15 protein-coding genes are annotated in these 19,011 nt (G+C 71.9%); 5 read left to right on the top strand and 10 right to left on the bottom strand.

Annotated features, from left to right (window positions below):
* Positions 1 to 7 precede the first annotated feature (7 nt).
* Genes RIN75_RS35570 through RIN75_RS35555 form a run of 4 tightly spaced genes read right to left on the bottom strand, consistent with a single transcriptional unit; the run spans position 8 to position 4,627 of the window.
* The gene (locus RIN75_RS35570) at positions 8 to 1,000 is read right to left on the bottom strand and encodes an ABC transporter permease (RefSeq protein WP_309116484.1); all 993 of its coding nucleotides are present in this window, start codon (positions 998 to 1,000) and stop codon (positions 8 to 10) included.
* Positions 997 to 1,986, bottom strand: a complete 990-nt coding sequence (locus RIN75_RS35565) for an ABC transporter permease (protein WP_309116497.1) — start codon at positions 1,984 to 1,986, stop codon at positions 997 to 999. Before RIN75_RS35565 ends, RIN75_RS35570 begins: the two co-directional genes overlap by 4 nt.
* A 23-nt stretch (positions 1,987 to 2,009) precedes the next feature.
* A complete protein-coding gene (locus RIN75_RS35560) occupies positions 2,010 to 3,497 on the bottom strand; it encodes a sugar ABC transporter ATP-binding protein (RefSeq protein ID WP_309116483.1) in 1,488 nt (495 codons plus the stop codon).
* A complete protein-coding gene (locus RIN75_RS35555) occupies positions 3,494 to 4,627 on the bottom strand; it encodes a Gfo/Idh/MocA family oxidoreductase (protein WP_309116482.1) in 1,134 nt (377 codons plus the stop codon). The genes RIN75_RS35560 and RIN75_RS35555 overlap by 4 nt, the downstream gene beginning before the upstream one ends.
* A gap of 121 nt (positions 4,628 to 4,748) precedes the next feature.
* Between RIN75_RS35555 and RIN75_RS35550 the strand changes: the two genes are divergently transcribed.
* Positions 4,749 to 5,918: an ROK family transcriptional regulator gene (locus tag RIN75_RS35550; protein WP_309116481.1), complete on the top strand. Its 1,170-nt coding sequence runs from the start codon at positions 4,749 to 4,751 to the stop codon at positions 5,916 to 5,918.
* An 18-nt stretch (positions 5,919 to 5,936) separates the two neighbouring features.
* Positions 5,937 to 6,950, top strand: a complete 1,014-nt coding sequence (locus RIN75_RS35545; RefSeq protein ID WP_309116480.1) for a polyprenyl synthetase family protein — start codon at positions 5,937 to 5,939, stop codon at positions 6,948 to 6,950.
* 46 nt (positions 6,951 to 6,996) lie between these two features.
* Here RIN75_RS35545 and RIN75_RS35540 read toward each other — a convergent pair whose 3' ends face one another.
* The 3 genes from RIN75_RS35540 to RIN75_RS35530 form a co-directional block, all read right to left on the bottom strand.
* Positions 6,997 to 10,425 carry a ThuA domain-containing protein gene (locus RIN75_RS35540; protein WP_309116479.1) on the bottom strand — a complete coding sequence of 1,143 codons (3,429 nt, stop codon included), beginning with the start codon at positions 10,423 to 10,425 and terminating at the stop codon, positions 6,997 to 6,999.
* A gap of 107 nt (positions 10,426 to 10,532) precedes the next feature.
* Positions 10,533 to 11,384 (bottom strand): sugar phosphate isomerase/epimerase family protein, encoded by an 852-nt coding sequence (locus RIN75_RS35535; protein WP_309116478.1) that lies wholly within the window; start codon positions 11,382 to 11,384, stop codon positions 10,533 to 10,535.
* A 98-nt stretch (positions 11,385 to 11,482) separates the two neighbouring features.
* The gene (locus RIN75_RS35530; RefSeq protein WP_309116477.1) at positions 11,483 to 12,652 is read right to left on the bottom strand and encodes an ROK family transcriptional regulator; all 1,170 of its coding nucleotides are present in this window, start codon (positions 12,650 to 12,652) and stop codon (positions 11,483 to 11,485) included.
* Between the two features lie 211 nt (positions 12,653 to 12,863).
* Here RIN75_RS35530 and RIN75_RS35525 point away from each other — a divergent pair, with 211 nt between their 5' ends.
* Positions 12,864 to 14,732: a hypothetical protein gene (locus RIN75_RS35525; protein ID WP_309116476.1), complete on the top strand. Its 1,869-nt coding sequence runs from the start codon at positions 12,864 to 12,866 to the stop codon at positions 14,730 to 14,732.
* A 280-nt stretch (positions 14,733 to 15,012) separates the two neighbouring features.
* On the top strand, positions 15,013 to 16,269 hold the full coding sequence (locus RIN75_RS35520; protein ID WP_309116475.1) for a S1 family peptidase: 1,257 nt from the start codon (positions 15,013 to 15,015) through the stop codon (positions 16,267 to 16,269).
* A gap of 237 nt (positions 16,270 to 16,506) precedes the next feature.
* On the opposite strand, the gene RIN75_RS35515 is transcribed toward RIN75_RS35520, so the two are convergent.
* Positions 16,507 to 16,791 (bottom strand): SelT/SelW/SelH family protein, encoded by a 285-nt coding sequence (locus RIN75_RS35515; protein ID WP_309116474.1) that lies wholly within the window; start codon positions 16,789 to 16,791, stop codon positions 16,507 to 16,509.
* Positions 16,792 to 16,812: 21 nt separating this feature from the next.
* On the opposite strand from RIN75_RS35515, the gene RIN75_RS35510 reads away from it, so the two are divergent.
* Positions 16,813 to 17,430: a LysE family transporter gene (locus RIN75_RS35510; protein WP_309116473.1), complete on the top strand. Its 618-nt coding sequence runs from the start codon at positions 16,813 to 16,815 to the stop codon at positions 17,428 to 17,430.
* Here RIN75_RS35510 and RIN75_RS35505 read toward each other — a convergent pair.
* Both RIN75_RS35505 and RIN75_RS35500 read right to left on the bottom strand, forming a co-directional pair.
* On the bottom strand, positions 17,378 to 18,037 hold the full coding sequence (locus RIN75_RS35505) for a helix-turn-helix domain-containing protein (protein WP_309116472.1): 660 nt from the start codon (positions 18,035 to 18,037) through the stop codon (positions 17,378 to 17,380). The genes RIN75_RS35510 and RIN75_RS35505 overlap by 53 nt on opposite strands.
* On the bottom strand, positions 18,034 to 18,936 hold the full coding sequence (locus RIN75_RS35500) for a saccharopine dehydrogenase NADP-binding domain-containing protein (RefSeq protein ID WP_309116471.1): 903 nt from the start codon (positions 18,934 to 18,936) through the stop codon (positions 18,034 to 18,036). Before RIN75_RS35500 ends, RIN75_RS35505 begins: the two co-directional genes overlap by 4 nt.
* Positions 18,937 to 19,011: the final 75 nt, after the last annotated feature.

Here is a 19,011-nt window from a genome sequence, read left to right as displayed (position 1 = left end):
CGGAGTTCTAGGGGAGGGACGGTGCGGCCTTGCGAGGGCGGAACCTCTGCCGCAGACCGGCTCCGTGGGCGGCGTAGGCGACCGCCGCGATGATGATCACGCCCTGGACGGCCGACTCCAGCGCGCCGGAGACGCCGACCAGGTTCAACAGCGAGAACAGTGCTTCCAACGACAGCGCTCCGGCGGCCGCGGCCACGACCGAGCCGCGCCCTCCCCCGAGGAGCACACCGCCCAGGACCACGGCGGTGATGGCCCGGAACTCCAGGCCCTGCCCGACCTGCGCGGACACGCCGGCGAACCCGGCGAGCAGGATCGCGGCCAGCGCCGCGAGGACACCCGAGAGCACGAACGCGAGCAGCCGCAGCCGTTCCACCCGGCCACCGGCCAGGCGCACCGCGTTCTCGTTGTCCCCCACCGCGAGCAGGGTCCGGCCGGTGCCGCTGCGCATGAACAGCACCGCGGCCACCAGCACCGCGAGCAGGATCAGCACCGACCACGGCACCGCACCCAGCAGCGGCAGGTCCACCGAGCCGCGCCCGAACACCCGGAACGACGGGGACAACGCGCCGCGCGGCGCGCCACCGGTCCACAGGAACACCGCGCCGTCGAGCACCAGCAACATGCCCAGCGTCACGATGAACGACGGCACCAGCAGCTTCGTGGTGATCAGCCCGTTCACCAGCCCGACCAGCACGCCGAACCCGAGCAGCAGCGCGATGACCCACGCCGTGTTGCCGTCGTCGCCGGAGATCAGCCGGGCCGCGATCACCACCTCGGCGGTGACCAGCGACCCCACCGACAGGTCGAACCCGCCCGACACCACCACGAAGTACTGCCCGATGGCCAGGATCACCAGCGGCGCGGCCCGCTTGAGCAGCGCCAGGTACCCGGCGGGCTCGCTGTAGGCCGGGCCGGCGAACGCCAGCGCCACCAGCAGGACCACCAGCACCACCAGGACGGGTGCGGTGCCGTCGGCCAACCTCGGTCGCCACCGCGTCATGACGCCCTCCCGGAGGTCAGCTTGCGGCGCGCGTACAGCGCCACCGCGACGATGAGCACGACACCGCGCACCACGTCCTTGAAGAACGGGTCCACCGCGAGGTCGTCGAAGATGGTGTCCAGCGTGGCCAGGATGAGCACTCCACCGAGCGTCCCCACGACCCCGCCCCGGCCACCGGCCAGCGCCGCGCCGCCGAGCACGACGGCCGCGATGGACTCCAGGTCATAACCCGCGTCCGTGCCGACGTACGGGGCACCCGAACCCAGCCGGGAAGCCAGGAACACGCCCGCGAGACCGGCCATCAAGGCGCACAGGACGTGCGCGGTGACGATGGTGCGCGAGGTCCGGACACCGGACAGCCGGGCCACCTCGATGTCACCGCCCACCGCGTACATGTGGTAGCCGGGCCGGGTGCGGCGCATGTACCACCACGCGCCCGCCGCGATCAGCAGCATGAGCAGCGCCGCGACCGGCACCGGGCCGATCCGGTCGTAGCCCAGGTGCTGGAAGGACCGCGGCACGCTGCCCGCCGGGCCGGTGTAGTTGTGCTCCAGCCAGCCGCGCAGGATCAGCGCGACGCCGAGCGTGGCGATGAACGCGTTGGCCTTCAACACGGTGATGACCAGCCCGTTGACCAGACCGACCGCCGCCGCCACCGCGAGCGCCAGCGCGACGCCGGGGAAGACCATCGACCCCTGTCCGGCCATGGTCTCGGCCGCGACCAGCGAGCACAGCCCGATCAGGTAGGCCACCGACAGGTCCAGCGACCCGGTGACGATCACCATGGTCTGCCCGACCGCGACCAGGCCCAGGACCGTGCTGCGGGTGAGGATGTTGAGGATGCCGCCCTGGTCGAGCAGCACACCGCCGTCGACCGCCACCAGGACGCTGCCGACGACCAGCAGGGCCGCCAGCGCCAGGTACACGGTCACCGTGGGGGTGAACGCGAACCGGCGCCCGCCGGCCGGCTGCGCGCGGCGCGCCACCGGGACCTTCTCCTGCACGACGCTCACGCCACTTCTCCGATCCCGTGGCCGGTGGCCAGCCCCATGACCGCTTCCTCCGAAGCCCCCGCGGGCAGCTCGCCCGCCACCGCGCCCTCGTGCATGACGACGATCCGGTCGCTCATGCCGATCAGCTCGGGCAGTTCCGACGAGATCATCAGGATCGCCATGCCGTCCGCGGCCAGGTCGCGCAGCAGCCGGTACACCGCCTGCTTGGCGCCGACGTCGATGCCCCGGGTCGGCTCGTCCACCACCAGGACGCGGGGGCGGACCGCGAGCCACTTGCCCAGCACGACCTTCTGCTGGTTGCCGCCGGACAGGTAGCGCACCTCCTGGTGCTGGCCGCGCGACACCACGTTGACCGACTTGAGCAGTTCGGCCAGGTCGGTGTGCTTGCGCGCCGCCGAGCCCCGCAGGGCCGCCCGCCGGACCAGCAAAGCGTTGTCCCGCACCGATTGGCTCAGGGCGAGCCCTTCACCCTTGCGGTCCTCGGTGACGTACCCGATGCCCTTGCGCACGGCGGTGCGCGGGTTCCCGATGCGCACCGGCTTGCCGTCCAGCTCCAGAACCCCGCTGGTGAAGGGCTGCACGCCCCACACCGCCCGCGCGATCGCCGACCGGCCCGAGCCCTGCAACCCGGCCAGCCCGACGATCTCCCCGGCCCGGACCTCCAGGCTGACGTCCCGCACCCGCCCGTTGCCGGCGTTCTTCAGCGCGAGCCGCACCTCACCGGCCGCCGAACTCCGGTCCGGGTACAGGGCGTCGAGCGAGCGCCCCACCATGTGCCGGACGAGCTGGTCGGAGGTGATCTCGGCGGTCTCGACGCACGTCACGAACGCGCCGTCCTTCAACACCGTGATGCGCTGGCTGAGGTCGAACACCTCACGCATCCGGTGCGAGACATAAAGAATGGCCATCCCGCGCTCGCGGAGCCGCTTCACCAGGTCGTAGAGCAGTTCGACCTCGTGGTCGGCCAACGCGGCGGTCGGCTCGTCCATCGCGAGCACCTTGGCGTCGGTGGACAACGCCTTCACGATCTCGACGACCTGTCGCTGCGCCACCGACAGGCGGACCACCTCGGCGTCGGCCGCGATGCCGTCCTCGCCCAGCCACTCCAGCAGCCGCCGCGTCTCGGCCTCCATGGCCCGCCGGTCGACCTGACCCCGCTTGACCGGCTCGCGGCCCAGGAACACGTTCTCGGCGACCGTGCGGTGCGGCAGGAGGTTCAACTCCTGGTGGATGATCGCGATCCCGGCGGCCTGCGCGTCGCGCGGCGCGGAGAACGAGACCTCCTCGCCGTCGAGCAGGACGCGGCCGGTGTCCGGCTTGTGCACGCCCGCCAGCACCTTCAGCAGCGTGGACTTGCCCGCGCCGTTCTCCCCCATCAGCGCGTGGACCTCGCCCGCGCGCAGTTCGAGGTCGACGCCGCGCAGCACCTGCACGCCGAGGAAGCTCTTGGTGATGCCCTCCAGCCGAACCGGGATGTCGCTCACGCGGGCACCTCCGTCCACGCCCCGCCGGCCGCGGCGGACCGCAGGACGGCGTCGGTGATGCGCACCGCGCGCAGGCCGTCGGCGAAGGTGGGCAGGCCGTCGGCGGGGTCCTCGCCCAGCACGGCCTTGTAGGTGTCGGCGACGAAGGCGTCGAAGCAGTCCTGGTAGCCCTGCGCGTGCCCGGCGGGCAGGCGGGCGTAGCGGGCCGCGCCCGGCGAGAGCGTGCCCGGGTCGCGCATGAGCACGGTGCTGCCCGCGCGGCGGCCGACCCACAGCCGCTCCGGGTCCTCCTGGTCGAAGCCGAAGCTGGCCTCGGTGCCGGAGACCTCCAGGTGCAGCCGGTTCTTCCGGCCCGCCGCGACCTGCGAGACGACCAGGATGCCGACCACGCCGCGCGCGGTGGTGAACTGGACGGTGGCGATGTCCTCGGTAGTGATGTTTTCGGTGGCCGCCCCGCTGCGCTCGTGCACCACGACGGTCTGCGCGGACAGCCGGGCGATCCGGTCGCCGGTCGCGAACTCCACCAGGTCGCACCAGTGCGAGCCGATGTCGGCGAACGCCCGCGACGGGCCGCCCAGCGCCGGGTCCACCCGCCAGTCGTGGTCGCTCTCGCCGGCCAGCCAGTCCTGGAGGTAGCTGCCGCTGACAGAGGAGACGATGCCCGCCTCGCCGCCCGCGAGCCGAGCCCGCATCTCCCGGACCATCGGGTGGAACCGGTAGACGAACGGGACGGTGGCGACCCGGTTCGCCGAGGCCGCCACCAGCGCGGTGGCGTCGGCGACCGAGGTGGCCAGCGGCTTCTCGCAGATCACGTGGACACCGGCGGCGAGCGCGGCCTCGGCGATGCCGGCGTGGGCGCTGTTGGGGGCGCACACGTGCAGCACGTCGACCTGCGCGTCGGACAGCAGCGCGGCCAGGTCGGGGTAGCCCCGGTCGGCGCCCACGGCCGCGGCGGCGGCGTCCGCGCCGACCGGGCTGCTCGCCGTCGCGGCGACCACCCGGCCGCCCGCGCGGCGCGCCGCCTCGGCGTGCACCCGGCCCATGAACCCGGCACCGACCACGGCCGTCCGCAGCGTGCGGGCACCGACGTGGCCGTCGCCGGTCGCCAGTGTTCCGTGGGTCACAGTCATGCGGCGAACCCTAAAACCACTATTGGCGAGTGTCAACCAAAAGTCTTGCGCAAACCGACAAAGTTACGTCGCTTAGGGCAACTTCCTTGGAGACTTCCGTTGTTGTGGTTCACTTAGCCGGGTGTACGACCACCTCACGCCGGCGGCGGGCTCCCCGGGACAACTCCTGAGCCTCCTGCTCGACGGAACTCCCCGCACCCGCGCCGAGCTGACCGCCGAGACCGGGCTGGCCCGCTCGACCGTCCGCGCCCGCCTGGACGCCCTGCTGGACCTCGGTCTGGTGAGCGACCGGCCGGGCGGGGTGTCCACCGGCGGGCGGCCCGCCGGGCGGTTCGCGTTCAACGCGCGATCCCGCGCGGTGCTGGCGGCCGAACTGGGCGCGACCCACGCGACCGTCGCCGTCACCGACCTCAAGGGCGTGGTACTGGCGCGCCGGCCGTTGCGCATCGCGATCGCCGACGGGCCGGAGGCGGTGATGACCTGCCTGGTCGACACCTGGCGGGAGCTGCTGGCGGAGGTGCCCTCCGTGCCGCTGGCCGGGGTGGGGATCGGGCTGCCCGGCCCGGTCGAGCACTCCTCGGGGCGGCCCAACCACCCGCCGATCATGCCCGGCTGGGACGGGTTCGACGTGCCCGCACGGGTGTTCGCGGAGTTCGGTGTGCCCGTGCTGGTGGACAACGAGGTCAACCTGATGGCGCTGGGCGAGCACGCCCGGTCCTTCCCGGACGCCGACCACATGATCGTGGTGAAGGTCGCCACCGGCATCGGGTCCGGGTTCATCAGCAACGGCGTGCTGCACCGGGGCGCGGTCGGCGCCGCGGGCGACCTCGGCCACGTGCTCGCCCCGCACGGCGGCGACACCCCTTGCCACTGCGGCAACACCGGGTGCCTGGAAGCCGTCGCGGGCGGACCGGCCATCGCGGCCGCCTTGCGCGCCAAGGGGATCGAGGCGCACCGCAACGCCGACGTGGTGGCGCTGGTGCGGTCGGGGAACCTGGAGGCCAGCCACGCCGTGCGGCAGGCCGGGCGCGACATCGGGGACGTCCTGGCGGGCTGCGTGAGCATGTTCAACCCGTCGCTGATCGTCATCGGCGGCGCCCTCGCGGCGGCGGGCGAGATGCTGCTGGCCGGCGTCCGCGAGTCGATCTACCGCCGGTCCCTGCCGCTGGCCACCGGGAACCTGCGCATCGTGCCGTCCCAGGCGGGCGAGGACGCGGGCGTGCTCGGCGCGGCGGTGATGGTGGTGCAGCACGCCCTGTCCCCGGTCGTGGTGGACAGACAACTCGCCTGAACGCTCCGGGAGGTCACGTTGGCCACACCCGTCACCGGGTCGCGCACCGCGCCCGCCGTGCTCGCGTGGAGCCGCGACCTGGTCCGCCCTCCGCTCCTGCTGGCCGTGCAAGGACTTCCGGCGGCCGTCCGGCACATCGCCGGCTACCACCTGGGTTGGTGGGACCACAACGGCCGCCCCTGCCGCGCCTCCTCGGGCAAGTCCGTCCGGCCGGCCCTGGCCTTGTTGGCGGCCGAATCCTGTGGCGCTCCAGCCGAATCCGCCCTCCCGGCCGCCGTGGCGGTGGAGTTGGCGCACAACTTCTCGTTGCTGCACGACGACGTCCTGGACCAGGACACCACCCGCCGGCACCGCCCCACGGCGTGGGCGGTCTTCGGCACGGCGGCGGCCATCCTGACCGGCGACGCCCTGCTGGCCCTGGCCACCGACGTCCTGGCGACGTCGGCGTCCCCGGCCACCGCGCACGACCTGTCGGCGGCCGTGCTGTCGTTGGTGGAAGGCGAACAGGCGGACCTGTCCTTCGAGACCCGCGACGACGTGACCCTGGCCGAGTGCGTGGCCATGGTCGAGCACAAGACCGCTCCCCTGCTGGCCGCCGCCTGCGCGCTGGGCGCGACCTTCGCCGGCGCGACACCGGACACGATCGCCCACCTCCACGCCTACGGCCACGCCCTCGGCGTGGCCTACCAACACGTCGACGACCTCCTGGGCATCTGGGGCGACCCGAAGACCACCGGCAAGCCCGCTCACGCGGATCTGGTGCGCCGCAAGAAATCCCTCCCCGTGGTCGCCGCGCTGAACTCCAACACGGCCGCGGGAGACGAGCTGGCGGCCGTGTACCGGAGTGGCGATGCCGATCCCGCAACCCTGGCGGCTCTCGTGGAGCGCGCCGGCGGGCGGGACTGGAGCGAGTCGGAAGCGGACCGCCTGCTGGCCGAAGCGCTGGACCACCTCGCCGCCACCGACCCCGCACCCCGGGCCGCCGCCGAACTGACCGCGCTGGCCCACCTGGTCGTCCGCCGGAACGCCTGAAAGGCCCCGGTGCTCGACGTTGGGCACCGGGGCCGTTTTCAGGCCGCTACGTCAGCGACCACCTCTGGTTCGTGCCGCCGTGGCACGTCCAGATGATCAACTGCGTCCCGTCGGCCGTGCCGCCACTGGAGGCGTCCAGGCACTTGGTGCCGTTGCGGATGGTGCCGTCGGACTGGACGGACCAGTTCTGCGCCGACGTCCCGTTGCACGTCCACAGCTGCACCAACGCGCCGTCGGTCTGGCTCGCGTTGTTCACGTCCAGGCACTTGCCCAGCGACTGGAACGTCGACCCGACCTGCGTCCACTGCTGGGCCGCGGTGCCGTTGCACGTCCAGAGCTGGACCTTCGTGCCGTCCGTGGTGGCGGCGTTGTTCACGTCCACGCACTTGTTGCTCTGCGCGCCGACGATCTGCTTCGCCGTCGAACCGCCGCCGCCGATCCCCGCACCGATGTAGCTGATCGAGTCGAGGTCGAAGTTGTTGTTCGACGACGTCTTGAACACCACGAACAGCTCGACCGTCCCGGACGGCCGGGTCACGTTCACCGCGGGCAGGCTGACGTAGTTGTCCCAGCCACCCGTGGAGGTCACCGGCGCCGACGCGATCAGCGTGCCGGTGGGCGAACCCGCCCGCAGCTCGATCGAGCCACCGCCCGAGGGCGACGAGACCTTGAACGACACCTGGTCGATCCCGGTGAAGTTCACCGGCTTGAACGAGATCCAGTCGTTGTTGCTGATGTCGCCGATCCGCGCGCCCGACTCGGCGCCGGACTGCGACACCACCCGCACACCGGACGAGCCGTTGAAGAACTCCGCTTGCTTCTTCTTGGGCTGGAGCACGACGTTCGCGCCGCCCTTGAGCGACGGCAGCCCGGTCGCCCCGTTGTCGGCGTACTCCGAGGAGATGATGATGTGCGCGTTGCCGTTCTGGTGCTCGGTGTCCGCCACCGCGGCCACGCTGCCCGAACAGCCGTTGATCGGGCTGCCCAACGGGTGCTTGTGCGAGTCGTGGCCGATGTTCCCTTGCGTGACCACGCGGTTGCAGTCGATCGTGCCGTCCTCGGGGTCGGTGACGGTCAGCGAGTAGGGGATGTTCTGTCCCCAGTCGAACATGCCGCCGTCGGCCGGGCCGTTGAACCGCACCGTCGGCGCGGTGTTGCCCGACGTCACCGTGAGGTTGGCCGTGCCGGTCTTGCCGGTCGGGTCGGTCACGGTGAGCTGAACGTTGAACGTGCCGCGCGTGCTGTAGGTGTGCGAGGGGTTGGCCGCGGTGGACGTGCCGCCGTCGCCGAAGGTCCAGCGGTAGGTCAGCGCGCCGCCCTCCGGGTCGCGGGAACCCGCACTGGAGAACGCCACCGTCAACGGGGTCGCGCCCGAGGACGGGGTGGCCGAGGCCTGCGCGATCGGGCTGCGCTCACCGGCGTTGTAGTCGATGCGCCACAGGCCCGCGCCGGGCAGGTGGACGTTGTCGTCCCAGCCCGTGCCCCACGTCAGCAGGTACATCGAGCCGTCCGGGCCGAACTTCATGTCCATGGGCGAGCTGAAGGACATGTTGTTCAGGAAGTTGTTGATCTTCAGCAGGTTCCCGTTGGCGTCCGGGCGGAACTCCCACATCCGGTTGCGGGCCCACTCGCCCATGAACGGGACCTGGTCGTAGTAGGCCGGGAACTTGGTCTGCGACGGGTTGTTGGCGTTGTACTGGTAGATCGGGAACGCCATCGGCGCCTCGCCGCCGGTGCCCAACTCCGGGAACTTGTTGCCCTCGGTGGCGCTGTTGCCGTACCAGACGTCCGCGGCGCGTGCGGCCGGGAGCGTGGTGAGGCCGGTGTTGTTGGGCGAGTTGTTGGTGGGAGCGGCGCAGTTGAACTTCGCGCCCGACGTGCCGGTGGCGAAGTCGTAGTCGTTGAACGGGGTGTTGTTGCCGATGCAGTAGGGCCAGCCGTAGTTGCCCGGCGACTTCACGATGTTCCACTCCACCAGGCCACCCGGTCCGCGGTTGGCGTTGTCCGCGCCCGCGTCGGGACCGTAGTCGGCGACGTAGATCGCGCCCGTGGTCGGGTGCACGCTGAAGCGGAACGGGTTGCGGAAGCCCATGGCGTAGATCTCGGGCCGGGTCTTGGCCGTGCCCGGCGTGAACAGGTTGCCCGAGGGGATGGTGTAGGTGCCGTCCGCCTCGGGGTGGATGCGCAGGATCTTGCCGCGCAGGTCGTTGGTGTTGGCGGCGGTGCCCTGCGCGTCCCACCACTTGCGACCGGAACGCTCGTCGATCGGCGAGTAGCCGTCGGAGGCGAACGGGTTGGTGTCGTCGCCGACACCGATGTAGAGGTTGCCGCCCGGACCGAACGCCAGGTAGCCGCCGGTGTGGCCGGGCTCGTTCTCCCGCCACATCGGGTAGGTCAACAGGACCTTCTCACTGGCGGTGTCCAGGGTGTCGCCGTTCATGGTGAACCGCGAGACCCGGCCGATCTGCTCGGTGGTGTTGCCGGGCGAGTACGCCAGGTAGACCCACTTGTTGGTGGCGAAGTTGGGGTCCAGGGCGATGCCGGTCAGTCCGTCCTCGGAGTTCTGGCCGCTGCCGTAGACGTTCAGGCTGGCGGCGGTGACCGTCGTCCGGGTGTCCGGCTTGTAGATCTTCAGCTTGCCGCCGTACTCGGTGAAGAACGCGCGACCGTCCGGGGCCACGTCCACCGCGCCGGGCGCGATCGTGGTCTCGTCGAGGGCGACCTTCTCGAAGCTGTTCCACACGGTCGGGCCGCAGTCCGCCGCGACCTTGCCGCCGGCGGTCTCGACACCGCCCGCGATGTGCGACTTGAACAGCGGCTCGGAGTACGCGCCGGCCTGGTGGCCCATGGCGGTGGCCCACAGCCGGCCGCCCTCGTAGTTGCGGCACCACGAGATCGGGTGGTCGAAGCCCATCGCCGAGCCGCCCGGGTTGTAGGTGGTCTCGTCCGCGGTCACCAGCACGTGCACGTCACCGCGCGCTGAGCGGTTGAAGTTGTACCACTCCTCGGTGCGCACCCAGCGGTCCGGCAGACCCGCGCCGGAGGGGTGCTTCTTGTCCGCGACCTTGGCCGTGCCCTGCACGATCGCCGAGTGCGCGGTCATGGTCATGCCCAGGAACTGGTCCCACCACGGGAACTGCGCCTCGATGTTCATGTCCGTGGCATTGTGGATCGCGACCACGCCACCGCCGTTGCGCACGTACGTCTGCATCGCGGCGCGCTGAGCGTCGGTATCCCAGACCATGCCGGAGGTCTGGAGCATCACGATCACGTCGTACGTGGCGAGCGTGGCGTCGTTGAAGACCGTCGAGTCCTCGCTCTTGGTCATCTCCCACTGCCGTTCGGCCGCGAGCTGCTCGAACATCGCGATGCCGGCCGGGATCGAGTCGTGGCGGTACGCCCCGGCGGCGGTCTTGCTGAACAGCAGGACGTGCAGGCCCTCCGAGTGCGCGGACGCGGCCGGCGCGGATGTCACTCCGGTTACTATGAGCAGAGACGCAACTACTATTAGTAGTCGCCTGAGGGTGTGGTGCATTGCCACTCCTTCGGGGCGGTGGTCGTGCCGGCGGTTGCGGTTGCGGGTTATCGGGCGAAGGCGGCGGTGGCGCCGCGCAGGAAGGCCAGACCGTCGGCGGCGAGGGCGTCCGGCGACGAGGCCAGCGGCCGCCAGATGGAGGCCGCGGTGGCGATGGAGGCGTTGTCCGGCGTGAACGACTCGATGCACAGCGGACCGCGGTAGCCGGTCTCGGCCAGGGCTTGGAGGATGCCGGGCCAGTCGAGGTGGTCGCGGCCCGGCGTGCCGCGGTCGTTGGCGCACACCTGGACGTGCGCGGTGCGCGCGCCGGCGGCGAGGATCGCGGTGACCGGCGAGGTCTCCTCGATGTTGAGGTGGTAGACGTCCAGCGCCAGGCCGCAACCCTCGTCCGGCAGGCCGGTCAGCGCTTCGAGGGCCTGGTCGACGGTGTTGAGCAGGCTGGTCTCGTAGCGGTTCAGCGGCTCGACGGCGATCTTCACGTCCTTGCCGGCGGCGTACTCGACCACCGGGGCGAGGTTCTCGCGGAGCTGGGCGTAGAGCTTGGCGCGGTCGTCGATGCGCCAGGTCCGGCCGACCGAGCTGTACGCGGGACCCGCGGCGACCGGACTGCCGACGATCGCGGCCACGTCCACGACGCGCCGCAGGTAGTCCTGGGTCTCCGGGACGGTGTCGGCGTCGACCAGTTCGCGGCCGGGCGGCATCACCAGGCAGACGGACGCTTTGAGACCCAGCTCCGCGAGCAGGTCGGCCGCGCGGTGCGGATCCCAGTCACCCGGCTGCTCCACGGGCAGCTCGATGACGTCGAAGCCCTGCTCCCGGACTCTCGGGGCGAGCGTCGCCAGGCCCTCGTCGGTCAGCGGGGAGGTCCATACCCACGTGTTGACGCCGATGTCCCACATGTGGGTGAACGTAAGCCAGGTCATATGACCTGGTCAATACAAAAGGAGTGCTCCCAATACCTACTTATGTCTACTTCTCGCCAAAAGCCAGGTCGACCTCAGCTTGCCAGCTGCACGTCGAGCACTTCAGGCGACAGCGCGTGCTTGGCCACCATGGCCGCCGCGCCGAGGACACCGGCCTCCGGACCGGCCTTCGAGGCCACGATCCGCAGGTTCTCCGTGGCGAGCGGGAGGGAACGACGGTAGACCGACTCGCGCACGCCGGCCAGCAGCATCTCCCCCGCCTGGGCGACCAGCCCGCCCACCACGACCAGCGACGGGTTGAACATGCTCACGCACGCCGCGAGCACCTCGCCGATGTCCCGGCCCGCCTGCCGCACCACCTGCCCGGCCTCCAGGCTGCCCGCGCGCACCAGCCGCACCACGTCCGCCGTGGTCGCCGCGTCCACGCCCTGCTCGCGCAGCCGCGCCGCCATCGCCGGGCCGCTGGCCACGGCCTCCAGGCAGCCGGTGTTGCCGCACCGGCACAGCACGTCCCCGCCGTGCGGCGCCTGGATGTGCCCGAGGTCGCCGGCCGCGCCGACCGCGCCCCGGTGCAGCACGCCGTTGCTGATCAGGCCCGACCCGATGCCGGTGGCGACCTTGACCACGATGATGTGCTCGGCCTCGGGGAACGCCGTGGTGTGCTCGCCCAGGGCCATCAGGTTGACCTCGTTGTCGACCAGCACCGGCACGCCGAGTTCGGCGGTGACCAGGCCCGGCACGTCGAAGCCGTCCCAGCCGGGCATTATCGGCGGGTTGTTGGGCCGGCCGGTGGAGTGCTCGACCGGGCCGGGGAGGCCGATGCCCACGCCCGCGACCGGTGCGCCGTCCGCCGGCAGCAGCTCCCGCCAGGCCTTCACCAGCAGCGGCAGGATGACCGTCGGGCCGTCGGCGATGTCCAGCTCGATCTGCTCGACGGCCAGCAGGCGGCACCCCAGGTCGGCGACGGCGACCGTGGCGTGGGTGGCGCCGACGTCGGCGGCCAGCACGAGGCGCGCGCCCGCGTGGAAGGCGAACCGGCTCGCCGGCCTGCCGCCGGTGGACACGTCGTCGCCGATGTCGCTGACCAGCCCGGCCGCCATCAGCAGGTCCAGCCGGGCGCGGACGGTCGAGCGGGCCAGGCCGGTCTCGGCCACGATGTCCGCCCGCGTGCGCGGCCGGCCGTCCATCAGCAGGCGCAGCAGAGCTGCGGGCGAGGCGGCGTCGACGGTCGGGGCACTCTCCATCGCTCCATTGTTCCAGACCACTGCCCTTTGCGGCGGCAGCACGTCATTAGTCCGGCGGGTTGCCGGACGATCACCGGCGACTTCGGCCCATCGGCGGGCAATACGCGCGTGGGAAGTGTGTGGACTGTTGACGGCCCGTCCGTCCCGGCCGGCGGGGCGGCGCGCCGATAACCTCCAACCGCCGCAAGAGCACGGGACGCGAGGAGCCGAGGTGCCGTACGCAGTGTGGATCGAGCTGTCCGACCCCGATCCACCGGGGTCCGACGACGTCGCCCACGCCCGGCGGCCCGAACTCGTCCTGGAGCTGATCGAGGCCGGCGGAGCGGTGGACGGTCCCGTCCTTGACGACGAGGACGACACCGACGCCGTGGCGGAAGAACCGGTCGCACTGCTGGACGTGCGGGTGCTGACCTACCCGGAAGGCGCGCGGGTGGGGTTGGCCGTGGACGCGATGGACCTGCCGGCGGCGCTGGCCGTGGGCCTGGGCCTGGCCCGGTACCTGTCCGGCACGCCCGCGTTGTTCGGGTGGCGGCTGGAGTCGATCAGCGGCGCGAAGCTCGACGCACCGCTGGAGCCGGGCGTGTGGCTGCCGTCGGTGGAGGACGACCGCCCCCGCTTCCCGATCGCCGAGCACCTGCCCCGCGAACTCCAGGAGCCCGCCGCCCAGTACCTGCTGGCCGCCGCGGCGGCGGACGTGAACGACCCGGCGGGGCGCGGGCCGTGGCGGGTGGACGCGGCGGACCTGGTGGCCGGGTCGGTGGAACACCCCTGGGGCCGGGAACTCGTGGCCGCGCTGGGCGGTCTGCTGGTGGCGGCGTGCCGGGCGGAGGCGGTGCGGCACCCCCTGGTCGGGCGCGGCGGCGGTGACCCCGCTCTGGCGCAGGCGCTGCTGGACGCGGTGCGCGCCGACCACGACGCCCCGGCCACCGACGTCGACCAGGACGGCATGCGCGGCCACCTGCTGCTGGAGGAGTTCGCCGCCGCGCACGACCTCCAGTGGAACCGCGTCGACCCGGACGCCGACCCCGACCTCGCCGAAGAACGCCGCCGCGCCCGGCTGCGCGCCCTGCTGTGGGCGGGCGTGCGGTGCCTGGCGACCATGGGCCGCGACGGGCTGGCCGCCGCCGAGTCGCCGTGGGTGTGGCTGGCCGACCTCGACAGCGACGACGTGGCCGCCGTGGTCGACCACTTCGCCGACCGCGACGCCGAGCAGACCGCGGAGGCCGCCGAGGAGGCCGAGGCGCTGCTGTACGGGGCGACCCAGGCCCACCTGCTGATGCGCCTGGCGCTGCTGCACCCGGACCTGCTGGCCGCCGACCGCATCACCGCCGCCCGCAACGACCTGCGGATCTCCACGGAACCGTTGCAGCACTTGGGTTTCCACGCCCTGACGTCGTTCGGCTCGGCGGCCGTGGAGCGCGCCACCCTGCCGGAGCACGCCGCCGACGCCGCCCGCAGCGTGCTGACCGCGCTGCGCGCCGTCGACGCCGAGGAGGACGACGCGCTGGACGACCTGTACGCGGCCATCGAGGACCTCCTCCCGACCCGCCACATCGCCGACCGCGAGCGCCAGGCGCACACCGCCGCGTTCCTCGACCTGGTCACCGCGGCGGCGGGCGCGGGTGACGACGCGGCCCGGGTGGCGCGGGAGTTGCTGGCGTTCCCGGCGGAACTGGCGTGCATCGTGGCCGACCTGCCCGACGGCGGCCAGGCCGAGCACACCCTGCGGCTGCGGGTGCTGGCGGCGGCGGCGAGCCTGGACCCGGCGGTGGCCGGCGAGGTGGCGGCGGACCTGCCCGCGCTGCGCAGCAAGGACCCTCGCGACGAACCGGCCTTGCACGCCGAGGCCGCGGTGTGGTGGGGCCGGGCGGTCCGCGCGTTCGGCGACAAACCGGACGTGGTCGACCGGGCGATCACCGCCTGTCCTTCACCCGGCGCCGCTCTCCTGCGCCGCATCACGTCCTTCTCACTCGACGACCTGCCCACCGCAACCGCCGCCGTGGCCGTCGTGCAAGCCATCTCCGCTCTGGGCATCGCCGCCCAAGAGCCCTACCTCCCGCACGAGATCATCACCGCCTAGACCCGTCCCGAGCCGGTCGGCGAATACACCCTCCTGGCCGCCGGTTTCCCCGCTAGAATCCGCCGCCAAAATTCAATTTTCTACTTATGCAATTCGTGATGTTCGTCCTTACGAGTTGCGCCCTGCGACATCCGGGTGCTGTCCGAAAAAGTTCGAAACATTCCTCACCGATCCGCGATTTCCCCAGTGCGCAGAACCGTCGTCCCTGGTCACGCCAGTGCACTGACGGTATCCGCCTGCGCGAAAAACGAGGAACACACACACCCGGAAAGTGGGAGCAATGCGCAAACTACTCCGCACGGTGCTCACCGGAGTTTCGGTGGCCGCCCTCGGATTCACCGGCACGGCAGTCGGCACGGCCACGCCGGAACGGTCCGTCGACCTGCCCGCGGACGTCCTCTCGGCGATGCAGCGCGACCTGGGGCTCACCGCCGACCAGGCGGCCAGACGCGCGGTCCAGCAGGACGAGGCCGACCGGCTGGACGACGTGCTCAAGGGACGCCTGGGCGCCGCGTTCGGCGGTGCGTGGTTCGACGCCGAGTCCGGTCGGCTCGCGGTGGCCGTCACCGACGCGGCGCGGGCCGGCGAGGTGCGGGCGGCGGGCGCGCGGGCGCACGTGGTCCGGCACAGCGAGGCCGACCTGGAGAAGATCAAGGGCGACCTCGACGCCTTGGCGGGCAAGCAGTCCGACAACGCCAACCGCGACAAGCCGAACCGCGGCCGGTCCGACGAGGTCAAGGGCCTGGTGTCGTGGTCGGTCGACCCGACCGCCAACGTCGTGTCGGTGACGGCGCTGGCTCGCGGGTCGGAGAAGGCGGTGGCGGGCCTGAGGAAGTACGGCGACGCCGTACGCGTGGAGTACACCGACGTCGAGCCGTCCACCGCGGCGTTCCTCGACGGCGGCGACATCCTGTACTACGGCGCGTTCGGCGGCGGGTACTGCTCGGCCGGGTTCAACCTGCGCAACGTCAACAACGGCCTGCGCTACGTCCTGACCGCCGGCCACTGCGGCCCGGCCGGCACCGCCGTGTACGGCTACACCGGGGCGCAGATCGGCACCGTGCAGGCCGCGTTCTTCCCGACGTGGGACGACGCGATCGTGCGCGTGACCAACACGGCCGCGTGGACCCAGGGACCGTGGGTCGACGTGAACCCGTCGCAGGGCGGGGTGGTGACGGTCAGCGGGTACAGCGACTCACCGGTCGGCACCGCGATCTGCAAGTCCGGTGTGACCACCAAGCTGACGTGCGGCGTGATCACGGCCAAGCGGCAGACGGTGACGTACTCGGGCGGCCAGACCGTGTACGACCTGACCCGCCACAACGCGTGCGTGGAGCCGGGCGACTCGGGCGGCTCGAACTACCGCAACTCCGGCACCCGAACGGCGGAGGGCGTCACCAGCGGCGCCCAGCTGTACCTGGTCGGCGGCCGGTACCGGTGCGGGGCGGCGGTCGGGTTGCCGAACGTGTCCTGGTACTACCCGGCAGCAATCAGCCTGCCGTACTACCAGGCTGCCTACGGCGCGACCCTCTGGTAGGCGAGTGAACCCCCGGCCGGCGGCCACCACCGCCGGCCGGTCCGCGCACTGGACGGCGGTCAGCCCGGCTCACCGACCGCGGCCGGCCGGTCGGCACGGCTCACCGGCACATCCGGCCGGGGTCGGCGGCGGCCAGCCCGACTCGATCGGCACAGCCCGACCAACACAGCCCGGCCGGCGCAGCTCGATAAGCGCAGCTCGGCCAGCGGGGCGGCGGGAATAGGTGCTGGTGGGGGGTCAGCGGCGGTCGGTGTGGCCCAGGGAGCGGTTTGGGGCGATTCGGTCGCGAACCAACTGCTTGAGCAGGGCCAAGTCCGGGAAGCCGTCCTGTTCCTTGCGGGACCACACCGTCTCGCCGTCCAGCCGCACGTCGAACACGCCGCCGGTGCCCGGGATCAGCGCGACCTCGCCCAGCTCGGCGGTGAACGTGGTGAGCAGCTCCTGGGCGGTCCAGCCCGCGCGCAGCAGCCAGCGGCACTGCGTGCAGTACTCGATCTCCAAACGCGGCTGCCTCGTCGTCATGACCACAAGTATGGTCGTGCCGTGCTCAGCTACCTCCCCTTGTTCGCCGTGTGGGTCCTCGCCGTGGTCAGCCCCGGCCCGGACATGCTGGTCGTCGCGCAGCAGGCGACCACCCGATCGCGCCGGCACGGCGTGGTCACCGGGCTCGGTGTCGCCTCCGCCATCACGGTCTGGGCGGTGGCGAGCATGCTCGGGCTGTCCGTGCTGCTCGCGCAGGTCGGCTGGCTCTACGACGTGGTCCGGTTGGCCGGCGCGGCCTACCTGATCTACCTCGGCGCGCGGGCGCTGTGGGCGAGCCGGCGCACCGAGCGGGCCGTGGTCGAGCAGGTCGACGCCACGCCGATCAGCGCGGCGAAGGCGTGGCGGATCGGATTCCTGACCAACATCGGCAACCCCAAGGCGGCGGTGTTCTTCGGCAGCCTCTTCGGCGCGCTGCTGCCCGCCGACACCGGGGCGCTTGGCCGGGTCGCGGTGGTGGCGGGCATGGTGCTGCTGGCGGCGAGCTGGTTCTCGCTGGTGGCGACGCTGTTCGGCCTGCCGCGGGTGGTCGAGGTGTACCGGCGCGGGCGGCGGTGGGTGGACCGGGTCACCGGGATCGCGTTCGTCGCTTTGGGGAGCCGCCTCGCGCTGGACCGCTGATGCCGTGCAGGACGGTGGCCACCAGCGCGGCCACCCGGTCCGCCGACACCTCGACCGGTTCCCGCACCCCCCGGTACATGCGGGGCAGCACGAGATCGTGGCACGCGCCGATGACCAGGGTCGCGACGGCGTCGAGGTCCGCATCGGGCCTGACCTCGCCCCGCTCCCGCTCGGTTTCCAGGTAGTCGACCAGGGCGGTGTGCAGGCCACGGCCGTCCGCCAGCGGGTTCGGCAGCGCGTCGAACCGGGCGAGCACCTCCGGGCTGCCGACCAGACCGGCGAACGCGGGCAGGATCGCGGTGTGGACGGCCAGGGCGTGCCACACGAACGCCTGAAGGTTCTCGGCGAGCGTGCCGTGCGTCGATGGGGCACCAAGGTCCTGCTCCACGGCTTGCACGTGGGCGTGCAGGGCCAGGGCGAGCAGTTCTTCCTTGTCCTGGAAGTGGTTGTAGAGACCGCCGTAGGCCACGCCCGCTTCCCGCGCGATGTCACGGACGGTGAGGCCGGCGGTGCCGCGTTCGGCGATCAGGCGGGCGGCGGCGGTGATCAGGTGGTCGCGCAGGCTCACCGCGTCGTCGGGCAGGCCGGCTGCTCGTCTGGGGCTCATCGGGGCGCATCGTAGGTGAAGCCGTGCGCCGCGACCTCGGCGAGGAACGGCCCCGGCTCCACGACCTGCTCGACGTGCCACACCCCTTCGGGCAGCTCCGGTAGCCGCTTGACCAGCAGCGCCGCCACCACCCCGGTCGCCCGGCTCTGCCGCCGCCCGCTGAACGAGGCCGTTCGACCACCCGCCCGGACGGTGACCGCGAACCAATCGGACCCGACGTGGACCTTGGTCAGCGGCCGGATCCGGTGCCGCACCCGCGCGGCGGCGGGCAGCAAGGCGGTCAGCAGCCGGGAGTCCAGCGCGAGCCCGGTCCGAGCGCGGTCGATGTTCAGCGTCCCGGGAAGGGTGTGCTGATCGGAGAACGGAAAGCCGTGCACGGTCCGATCCCCGCCGGGGAACGGCATCCGCCAGGCAGCGCCGAGTTCTCCCAGCCCGTCCAACGTCCACTCCAACGCCGCCGGCCCGTGCCGCTCCCCCGTTCCCAAGAGGACACCGATCTCCACCTCACGCGCTTGCGCGGCCTCAACCACCTGACGCGCCAACAGGTTCGTGACACCAGGCGCAAGTCCGACACTGAGCAAACCGGTCGCCGGCCCTCTCAACTCGCCGATCGCCGCAAGCCGATCAAGCGAGGCCGACACGTCCGCATAGTGCACACCACGCTCCAAACAGGCCTTCGCCACCCGCGCGTTGTCCACGTCGACACACATCAACACCGCGTCAGCGCCTTCGATGGCCCGTTCGACCGCACCCTGATCCCGCAGATCCACCCGCATCGGCACCGCCCCGGACACCGACCGCGCCCGCTCCACGTCCCGCCCGGCGACCACCACCGTGCACCACTCCCGCAGCACCGCAACGGCTTCCCGTCCCACAGCCCCGTACCCCCCGAACACCACGACCCGCTCCACACCGCCCCCTCGGTTGTGAACACCTGTTCATGAACAACTGTTCACCACGTGAGCCGGCTCGTC

The sequence above is a fragment of the Saccharothrix sp. genome (assembly GCF_031180885.1).
In the GTDB taxonomy this organism is placed as follows: domain Bacteria; phylum Actinomycetota; class Actinomycetes; order Mycobacteriales; family Pseudonocardiaceae; genus Actinosynnema.
This window is presented reverse-complemented; position numbering and strand designations above follow the sequence as displayed.